Source organism: uncultured Campylobacter sp., assembly GCF_938045775.1.
In the GTDB taxonomy this organism is placed as follows: Bacteria; Campylobacterota; Campylobacteria; order Campylobacterales; family Campylobacteraceae; genus Campylobacter_B.
The window spans coordinates 1-9,319 of record NZ_CALIBH010000258.1; the positions used below are offsets into that span (position 1 = coordinate 1).

A 9,319-nucleotide genomic window follows, 5' to 3' on the forward strand; every position below is an offset into this window, starting at 1 on the left:
AAGCTCCACCGATGCCGCGAAGATCCGCCAGAGCGTGCTGCGCTTTAGACTGCCGTATTTTACGACGATGAAGGCGGCGATCGCCGCTACGCGCTCGATCTGCTCGATAAAGGACGACTCTGCGCTTGAAGTTAAAACGCTGCAGGAGTATCTAAGCGGAAGGTAGCGCGAGCAGCCTTCTGCCAGCACCATGCTGCGATGAAATTTTAGGAAGCGAAATTTTGCTGCGAAAATTAAAGTATGGAATTTCTAAATTTTATCGGCAGCCCCCCATTCTATATGCATAAAATTTTTTAGGAGATACTATTAAATGAGCGAAGAGACACAACGCAAGGCCTTGCAAAACCAAATTTGGAGTATTGCAAATGAAGTAAGAGGCGCTGTTGACGGCTGGGACTTTAAGCAATACGTCCTAGGTACGTTGTTTTATAGATATATTAGCGAAAATTTTACGGATTATATAGAGGGCGACGACGATGATTTTGACTACGCAAGCTTGCCCGACGATTCGCCGGAGCTTGAAGCGATCAAGCACGATACTATTGTTACGAAGGGATATTTTATATACCCTAGTCAGTTATTTAAAAACGTCGTAAAAAATGCCGACAATAACGCAAATTTAAATACCGATTTAGATCAAATTTTTAAAAGTATCGAAGGCTCGGCAGCCGGGTATGAGTCAGAGCAGGACATAAAAGGGCTTTTTGCCGATTTTGATACTACTAGCAACCGTTTAGGAAATAGTGTTACAGAGAAAAACAGGCGACTCGCAGCGGTTTTAAAAGGCGTGGCCGAGCTTGATTTTGGTGATTTTAAGGACAACCATATCGATCTTTTTGGCGACGCATACGAGTTTCTTATCTCGAACTATGCCGCGAATGCAGGCAAATCCGGCGGCGAGTTTTTCACTCCGCAAAATGTCTCAAAGCTCATCGCCGCACTTGCCATGCACGAACAAGAGCACGTAAATAAAATTTACGATCCAGCATGCGGTTCTGGTTCACTACTTTTGCAGGCTAAAAAGCGTTTTGACAAACATGAGGTCGAGGATGGATTTTTTGGCCAGGAGATAAATCACACGACATACAACCTGGCGCGTATGAATATGTTTTTACACAACGTTAATTACTCTAAATTTCACATAGAGATCGGCGATACGCTACTAGATCCAAAGCTTAGCGACGATAGGCCTTTTGACGCTATCGTTTCAAATCCTCCTTACTCCATCAACTGGATCGGTAGCGACGATCCGACGCTCATAAACGATCCTAGATTTGCTCCTGCGGGCGTTCTTGCGCCAAAAAGCAAGGCGGATTTTGCCTTTATCTTGCACGCACTCAGCTACCTTTCGGCAAAAGGCAGAGCCGCGATAGTTAGTTTCCCGGGCATTTTTTATAGAGGCGGTGCGGAAAAAAAGATCCGCGAATATCTCGTAAAAGAAAATTTTGTCGAGACCGTCATCGCGCTCGCCCCAAATCTTTTTTATGGCACTCCGATAGCTGTTAATATCCTTGTTCTTTCAAAGCATAAAACAGAGACTAAAACGCAGTTTATAGATGCTAGTGGGTTTTTTGAAAAAAGAACAAACAACAACGTCCTAACTGACGAACACATTGCGAAAATAATAGAAATTTTTGGTAAAAAAGAAGATATCGCCCATGTATGCGCACTCGCAGATAATGAAAAAATAGTCCAAAACGATTACAATCTAGCCGTAAGCTCTTATGTCGAGGCAAAAGATACACGCGAGGTTATCGACATAAACGAGTTAAATTTACAGATAAAGCAGACCGTGGCTAAAATCTCAAATTTGCGCGAACAAATCGACGAAATCGTTGCGGAAATAAATTCGGGCAGCGAAATATGAAAGCTATTATTTACACGACAAGCGATGGCAAGTCAAGATTTTCTTTGCAAAAATTTGATGAACAGCTTTGGCTGACGCAACTTGAAATCGCGGAACTTTACCAGACGACCAAACAAAATATTAGCAAGCATATAAAGGCTATTTTTTTAGAAAATGAGATAGATGAAAAAGCAACTGTCAACTTTCAGTTGACAGTTCAAAATGAAGGCGGGCGCAATATAAAGCGTAAAATGGCTTATTATCCTTTGCCTTTGATTATAGCCGTAGGTTACCGCGTGCGTTCATCTCGCGGTACGCAGTTTCGTCAGTGGGCGACGCAATGCTTAGGAGAATATATAAAAAAGGGTTTTGCGCTTGACGACGAACGCTTAAAAGGCACGGGCGGCGGCGATTATTTCAAAGAGTTGCTTGAACGCATTCGCGATATCCGTAGTAGCGAAAAAGCGATGTATCGCCAAGTACTCGACCTTTACGCCACTAGCTACGACTACGATCCAAAAAGCGACGAGAGTATTAAATTTTTTAAAATAGTTCAAAACAAGCTTCATTACGCCGTTAGCGAGCAAACCGCCTCCGAGATTATTTTTAGTAGAGTAAACGGAGATAAAGAATTTATGGGGCTTACAAATTTTAAAGGCCAAATGCCGACGCTAAACGAGGCTAAAACGGCGAAAAATTACCTAAGCGAGGATGAACTTTTTAGATTAAATCGCTTGGTTTCGGCGTTTTTCGATCTTGCCGAGGTGAAGGCGCACGAGCGCGAGCCGATGTATATGAGAGACTGGATAAGCGAGCTGGATAAATTTAGCGTAACTTACGGCAAAGGCGTTTTGCAAAATGCTGGCTCGGTAAGTCATAGCGAGGCTATGAAAAAAGTTGACACCGAATATGCAAAATACCGACAAAACAACCTAACTCCGGTCGAGAAAGAATATATAAACGCCGTCAAAAGTATAAATTTAAAGCTAAAAGACAAAGGCAAGAAATGAGTAAAATTTTTGATTTGATAAATGAATTTTGCTCTGAAGGGGTAAAATTTGATGAACTTGGAGTTATTTGTAAGAGCTTAGCAAAAGGCACGCTTAAACAAGAAGATTTAGTGGACAAAGGAGTATATCCTGTTGTTAATTCAGGTAGGGATTACTACGGCTTTTATGATAAGTACAATAATGAAGCCAATGCTTTTACAATTGCCTCACGAGGCGAATATGCGGGTTTTGTAAAATTCATTGATTGCAAATTTTGGGCTGGTGGATTATGCTATCCTTACACCTCAAAAGATGAGGAGTATGTTTTAACTAAATTTGTATTCTATTTTTTAAAGTCGATTGAAAAGAAAAATATGGATATGTTGGTTGCCAGAGGAAGTATTCCTGCACTCAACAAAAGCGATATTGATAAAGTTAAAATCCCTGTACCTCGGATAGAAGTACAGCGTGAAATAGTCCGCATTTTGGACTATTTCACGCTGCTTACAGCAGAGCTTACAGCAGAGCTTACAGCAGAGCTTACAGCTAGGAAAAAGCAATACGAATTTTATCGCGACTTCCTTTTAAGCTTTGACGAGCTCAATAAAAATGGGGGGTATGAACTAAAAACACTTAGGAGCATTGCAGACTACTCGAGCGATAGAATTAAATTTGACTCTTTAAATGAGCTAAATTACGTCGGCGTGGAAAATTTGCTTCAAAATAAAGCAGGGAAAGTATCGTCAAAATACGTTCCGGCAAGCGGAAACTGTACTAAGTTTGAAAGCGGCGATATTTTGATAGGCAATATTCGTCCTTATTTAAAGAAAATTTGGCAAGCTGACTGCACTGGTGGAGCAAGTGGCGACGTTTTGGTTTTGCGTTTAAACGACGAAAGCGTCAATTCTAGATATTTGTATCAAATTTTGGCTGATGATAAATTTTTCGATTATAATATGAAAAATGCAAAAGGCGCAAAAATGCCACGAGGAAATAAGAATGCTATTTTGGAATATAAAATCCCTGTTCCATCACTACCAACCCAGCGCAAAATCGTCGAAATACTCGACAAATTTGACACGCTCGTGAACTCTATAGCCGAGGGCCTTCCGTGTGAGATAAAGCTAAGACAAAAGCAGTATGAATATTACAGAGAAAGGCTATTAAGCTTTACGGAAATTAAAAAGGAGATATAGAGTAGTGTTTGCTGGTACTCTTAACGAAATAGCAAATAAGCTTAAAAATTCGAATAAAAAAGCACAATTAATTTATGCTTTTAACGGTACGGGCAAGACTCGTTTATCTGTAGAATTTAAAAATTTAATAGAATCAGGAGCCGATGAAAACAGTGACTCTGACCAAAAGAAAATTATTTATTATAATGCTTTTACGCAGGATTTATTTTATTGGGATAACGATATAGAAAATGATGTCGAGCCAAAATTAAAAATACAACCGAATTCTTTTACTAGCTGGGTATTTCAAGAACAAGGATTGGATAAAGAGGTTATTGATACTTTTCAGCTTTATGTAGGTAAAAAGCTTGAACCTAGATTCGATGCAAATTTTTCAGAAGTTTCTTTTTCTTTTATAGATGACAATGCCTCCGAAGATAATATTAAAATTTCAAAAGGAGAAGAAAGTATTTTTATTTGGAGTATTTTTTATGTATTAATAAGGCAAGTAATAAATGAATTAAATATAGCGGAACCAGATAATCGATCAACTCACGAATTTGATGATCTAAAATATATTTTTATAGACGATCCAGTTAGTTCGCTGGACGAGAACAATCTAATAGAAATAGCTGTGAATTTAGCTGAGAGAATAAAGGGGAGCGAATCTGATATAAAATTTATCATTACTACGCATAATCCCCTATTTTATAATGTTTTGCACAATGGACTAAATGCCTATAAATTTGTTTTAAAAAACAATGAAGACAGGGTGTATATTTTAGAAGAACAAGAAAATGATTCGCCCTTTGCTTATCATCTGTATTTAAAAGCCGAGATAGAAAAAGCCATTGAGAGCAATCAAATCAAGAAGTACCATTTTAATTTTCTAAGAAATATTTTAGAAAAGACTTCTACTTTTCTTGGTTATAAAAGCTGGGGCGATCTCTTGCCGAATACTCCAGGCGGAGATTCAAAACCGTATGAAACAAGACTGATTAATATTTCAAGTCATTCTAAACATTCTGCCGAAGAGAGTGTTGAGCCAAACGATAACGACAAAAGAGTATTAGGATTTTTAATTCAGGAAATTAGCTCAATATACCATTTTAAATAAAAAACTAACAAAGGAAGAAAATGACCGAAATCAAGCCGATAGCCGAGAGTAAAAATTTCATAGTCCTGGACGTTTATGAAAAAATCATCCAGCCGTCAACCTACCAAAGCGAAGCGGATATGGAGCGCGAGCTGATAAACGATCTAGTTGCACAAGGCTACGAATATGCAAAAGAAATAAACTCTCCTGCAAAGCTGTTAGAAAATTTAAAACAGCGACTGGAAAGCCTAAACGAGGTTAAATTTACGCCTTCTGAGTGGACTAGATTGCTTAAAGAATATCTCGACGCGCCAAACGACGGAGTGAATGAAAAGACTCGCAAAATCCAAGACAATCACATTTATGATTTTGTTTTTGATGATGGGCATATACAAAATATCTACCTTCTCGATAAGAAAAATATCGCGCGAAATAGCGTGCAAGTCGTTAATCAATTCGAGCAAACGGGATCGTTTGTCAATAGATACGACGTTACTATTTTGATTAACGGATTACCGCTCGTGCAAATCGAACTAAAAAAGCGCGGCGTGGCGATAAGAGAAGCGTTCAATCAAATCCACCGCTATGCCAAAGAGAGCTTTAATACGTCAAATTCGCTATTTAAATACCTGCAAATTTTTGTTATCTCAAACGGCACGGATACGCGTTACTTTGCAAATACCACAAAACGCGACAAGAGTAGTTTCGATTTTACTATCAACTGGGCGGATTCTAAAAATTTGCCAATTAGGGACATAAAGGACTTTACTGCGACTTTTTTAGCGAAAAATACGCTTTTAAGCGTGCTAATAAAATACTGCGTATTTGATGCGAGCGATACGCTGCTAATCATGCGTCCGTATCAGATCGCAGCAACCGAGCGTATATTGTGGAAGATAAATAGCTCGCATCTTAGCAAATGCTATGCAAAGCCGGAGGGCGGTGGATATATCTGGCATACGACAGGATCGGGCAAAACTCTAACTAGCTTTAAGGCAGCAAGGCTCGCCACTCAGCTTGATTTTATAGATAAGGTCTTTTTCGTAGTAGATCGTAAGGATCTAGACTATCAGACGATGAAGGAGTATCAAAAATTTCAAAAAGATAGCGTAAATGGCTCCGCAAGCTGCGCCGAACTAAAACGAAATACGGAAAAAGAGGACGGCAAAATAATAGTAACGACCATACAAAAGCTAAATAATCTGATGAAAAGCGAAAGCGAGCTGGCTGTATATCAAAAGGAGGTCGTTTTTATATTTGACGAGTGCCACCGCTCGCAGTTTGGCGAGGCACAGAAAAATTTAAAGAAAAAATTTAAGCGATTTTTCCAGTTCGGTTTTACTGGTACGCCGATATTTCCGCAAAATGCGTCAGGGGCGGAGACGACGCAAAGCGTATTTGGAAGTGAGCTTCACTCGTATATATTAACCGATGCCGTGCGAGACGAAAAAGTGCTTAAATTTAAGGTTGATTATAACGACGTAAGGCCTAAATTTAGAGAATTTGAGACCGAAAAAGATGAGCTAAAACTAAGCGCTGCGGAGAGTAAAGAGGCATTTTTGCACCCTGATCGTATAAAAGAGATTTCGCAGTATATCCTGGATCGTTTTAGGCAAAAAACGCACCGACTAAACGCAAGCGGTAAAGGCTTTAACGCTATGTTTGCAGCAAGCTCTATCGAAGCCGCGAAGCTATACTACGAGGCGTTTAAAAATTTACAAAAAGATAAAGAGCGACCGCTAAAAGTAGCAACGATTTTTTCATTTTCGCAAAACGAGGAGCAGGGTGTTATAGGTGAGATAGCAGACGAAAATTTTGAGCCAGAGACGATGGATATGAGCTCAAAAGAATTTCTAAATGTGGCGATAAAAGATTATAACGCCTATTTTAGGACGAATTTTAGCATCGAGGGCAGGTCGTTTCAGGACTATTACCGCGACTTGAGTGAACGCATGAAAAAGCAAGAAGTCGATTTGCTCTTGGTTGTGGGCATGTTTTTAACAGGGTTCGACGCACCTACGTTAAATACGCTATTCGTAGATAAAAATTTACGTTATCACGGGCTTATGCAGGCTTTTTCACGTACGAATAGAATCCTAGACGCCACTAAGACCTTTGGCAATATCGTGACTTTTAGAGACTTGCAGCAAGCTACGATCGATGCCATCACGCTTTTTGGTAAAAACAGTACCAAAAACGTAATTTTGGAAAAAAGCTATAAGGAATATATGCAGGGCTTTACCGATGCTGCTACCGGCGAGGCCAGACGAGGATTTCTAGAAGTTACGAGCGAGCTTGAGGCGCGCTTCTCAGATCCTAACGCAATAGAAATGCAAAAGGATAAAAAGGATTTTGTTAAGCTTTTTGGCGAGTATCTTCGCGTAGAAAATGCTCTGCAAAACTATGACGAATTTGCGGCGCTGCAGGCTCTGCAAGGGGTAAATTTGAATGATGAGAATGCCGTGCGCGAATTTAAAGAAAAATTTTATCTAAGCGAAGAGGATTTGCAGGAGATGCAAAGCATAAAAGTGCCTAGCGTGCGAGCGCTCCAAGACTACCGCTCTACCTATAACGATATAAGAGACTGGCTAAGAAAAGAAAGAGCGGGCGAACGCAAAGAGGCGCAAAAGATGGACTGGGACGACGTGGTCTTTGAGATTGACCTACTCAAGTCGCAGGAGATAAATTTAGACTATATTTTGGGGTTAATATTTGAGCACAATAAAAAGATTAAAGATAAGATCGCGCTTACCGAAGAGATCCGCAGGATCATCCGCGCCAGCCTGGAAAATCGCTCAAAAGAGGGGCTAATAGTAGATTTTATAAACGGGACTGATTTGGACGAGTTAAAAGATAGAGCAGGCGTAGTCGAGGCGTTTTTTAAATTTGCAAAAAGCGAGATGTCGCGCGAAGCAAAAGAACTGATTGGCTCGTTAAATTTAAATGAAAATGCTGCAAAAAGGTATATTAGCGCGTCGCTAAAACGTGGATACGCAAGCCCAAATGGAACCGATTTAAATGAAAGCCTGCCTAAAATGAGCCCTCTAAGTCCGAAATATCTAAGCGCAAAGCAAGACGCGTTTGAAAAAATCGCCTTTTTCGTGGATAAATTTAAGGAAGTCGGCATTGAGGTTTAGGCACGACTTAATTTGGATGTATTATTTTGTACTATATAAGCGATGCAAATAGGCGTTTTATGCGTTTAGATTATATTTTTACAGACGAAAATTATTAGAAAAATTGTTGTTGAGTTATAAAATATATTGCATTGAAAACAAAGAAGTATAATTTGTGTCAATACGATGATGTAGATTCGTATCAATTTTAAAATTTAGCTCCTCGCCGCTGTTGTTATCGCTCCAAACGGCGACGAGTTTTGAGGCGGCATTGATGTGGGAGCAAAATTTGCTCGCACCAAAGTCCGCAGCGCTTATGCCGCCGCCTCTAGGATCGCTTTTAAGTTCGGTAAAATTTTTGATAGTTATCACCACGAAGCCTTTAAATTTTATCAAAATTTTACGCGCGAACAGGCAAGCTGCGTGCTCGCCATTGCGTCATCGGCGTTAAATTCTATAAAATTTGATGCGCGGCATCGGATTTTAAAATTTACTGCCTTTTTTGCACTTTAACTTTCGGAGCGGTTTTTGTGCCTTGCGCTTTTGCCTGCGGATGCTCGATAATGCGGATATTAGCGTTTGAGCGGAGTCTGTCATTGAACTCGGTGATTGCCTTTTTGCGCTCAGAGGTCACGTAGCCTTCGATCGCCTTTTCTTGCACGCTGTCAAAATCAAGCGTACGAAGCCCTTTTTTGTCGTTTACATAAAACATCTCATATCCGTTGCGCGTAGGGATGATCGGCGAAAATTTGCCCTGCTCAACGTTTGTGACGATATATTTGAGCCCCTCATCCATTTGATTGGCCTTGAGGGTGCCCTTCATCACATACACGTCGCTCGGACGGAGCTTCGGATTTGCGCGGATCTTATCGAGCGGAGCTTGCGATTTTGCGATGTAGCGGGTGAGCGTGATGCTGTCGAAAGTCGTGAATAATGAACTATTTTGGCTATAGAATTTTTTGACATTTTCAGGGGTCGTGCGGTGCTGTACGTCTGCGAATATCGAGCCATAGAGCTTTTCTTCAAGCAGTGTGCGGCGGACATTTGCTTTAAAGTCATCGTAGTTCATGCCTTGCTTTTGCACAGCGGTTTTGAGT

Annotated in this window: 7 protein-coding genes; 5 read left to right on the top strand and 2 right to left on the bottom strand. The window is 40.2% G+C overall.

The genetic code is table 11. The annotated features are described in order from the left end of the window. Nucleotides 1-310: 310 nt before the first annotated feature. The 5 genes from Q0238_RS10745 to Q0238_RS10765 are packed head-to-tail and all read left to right on the top strand — an operon-like array spanning nt 311 to nt 8,243. Entirely contained in the window at nt 311-1,867 is a 1,557-nt protein-coding gene (locus Q0238_RS10745; RefSeq protein ID WP_297945928.1) for a type I restriction-modification system subunit M, read from the top strand. Next, entirely contained in the window at nt 1,864-2,856 is a 993-nt protein-coding gene (gene rhuM, locus Q0238_RS10750; protein ID WP_297942717.1) for a RhuM family protein, read from the top strand. Before Q0238_RS10745 ends, rhuM begins: the two co-directional genes overlap by 4 nt. Further along, nucleotides 2,853-4,031: a restriction endonuclease subunit S gene (locus tag Q0238_RS10755; protein WP_297945929.1), complete on the top strand. Its 1,179-nt coding sequence runs from the start codon at nt 2,853-2,855 to the stop codon at nt 4,029-4,031. Before rhuM ends, Q0238_RS10755 begins: the two co-directional genes overlap by 4 nt. A 4-nt stretch (nt 4,032-4,035) precedes the next feature. Beyond that, the gene (locus Q0238_RS10760) at nt 4,036-5,127 is read left to right on the top strand and encodes an AAA family ATPase (RefSeq protein WP_297945930.1); all 1,092 of its coding nucleotides are present in this window, start codon (nt 4,036-4,038) and stop codon (nt 5,125-5,127) included. Between the two features lie 20 nt (nt 5,128-5,147). Next, nucleotides 5,148-8,243 carry a type I restriction endonuclease subunit R gene (locus tag Q0238_RS10765; protein ID WP_297945931.1) on the top strand — a complete coding sequence of 1,032 codons (3,096 nt, stop codon included), beginning with the start codon at nt 5,148-5,150 and terminating at the stop codon, nt 8,241-8,243. A gap of 114 nt (nt 8,244-8,357) precedes the next feature. On the opposite strand, the gene Q0238_RS10770 is transcribed toward Q0238_RS10765, so the two are convergent. Next, the gene (locus tag Q0238_RS10770) at nt 8,358-8,594 is read right to left on the bottom strand and encodes a hypothetical protein (protein ID WP_297945932.1); all 237 of its coding nucleotides are present in this window, start codon (nt 8,592-8,594) and stop codon (nt 8,358-8,360) included. Nucleotides 8,595-8,712: 118 nt separating this feature from the next. Beyond that, a partial coding sequence (locus tag Q0238_RS10775; protein ID WP_297945933.1) for a peptidylprolyl isomerase occupies nt 8,713-9,319 on the bottom strand: 607 nt, incomplete at its 5' end.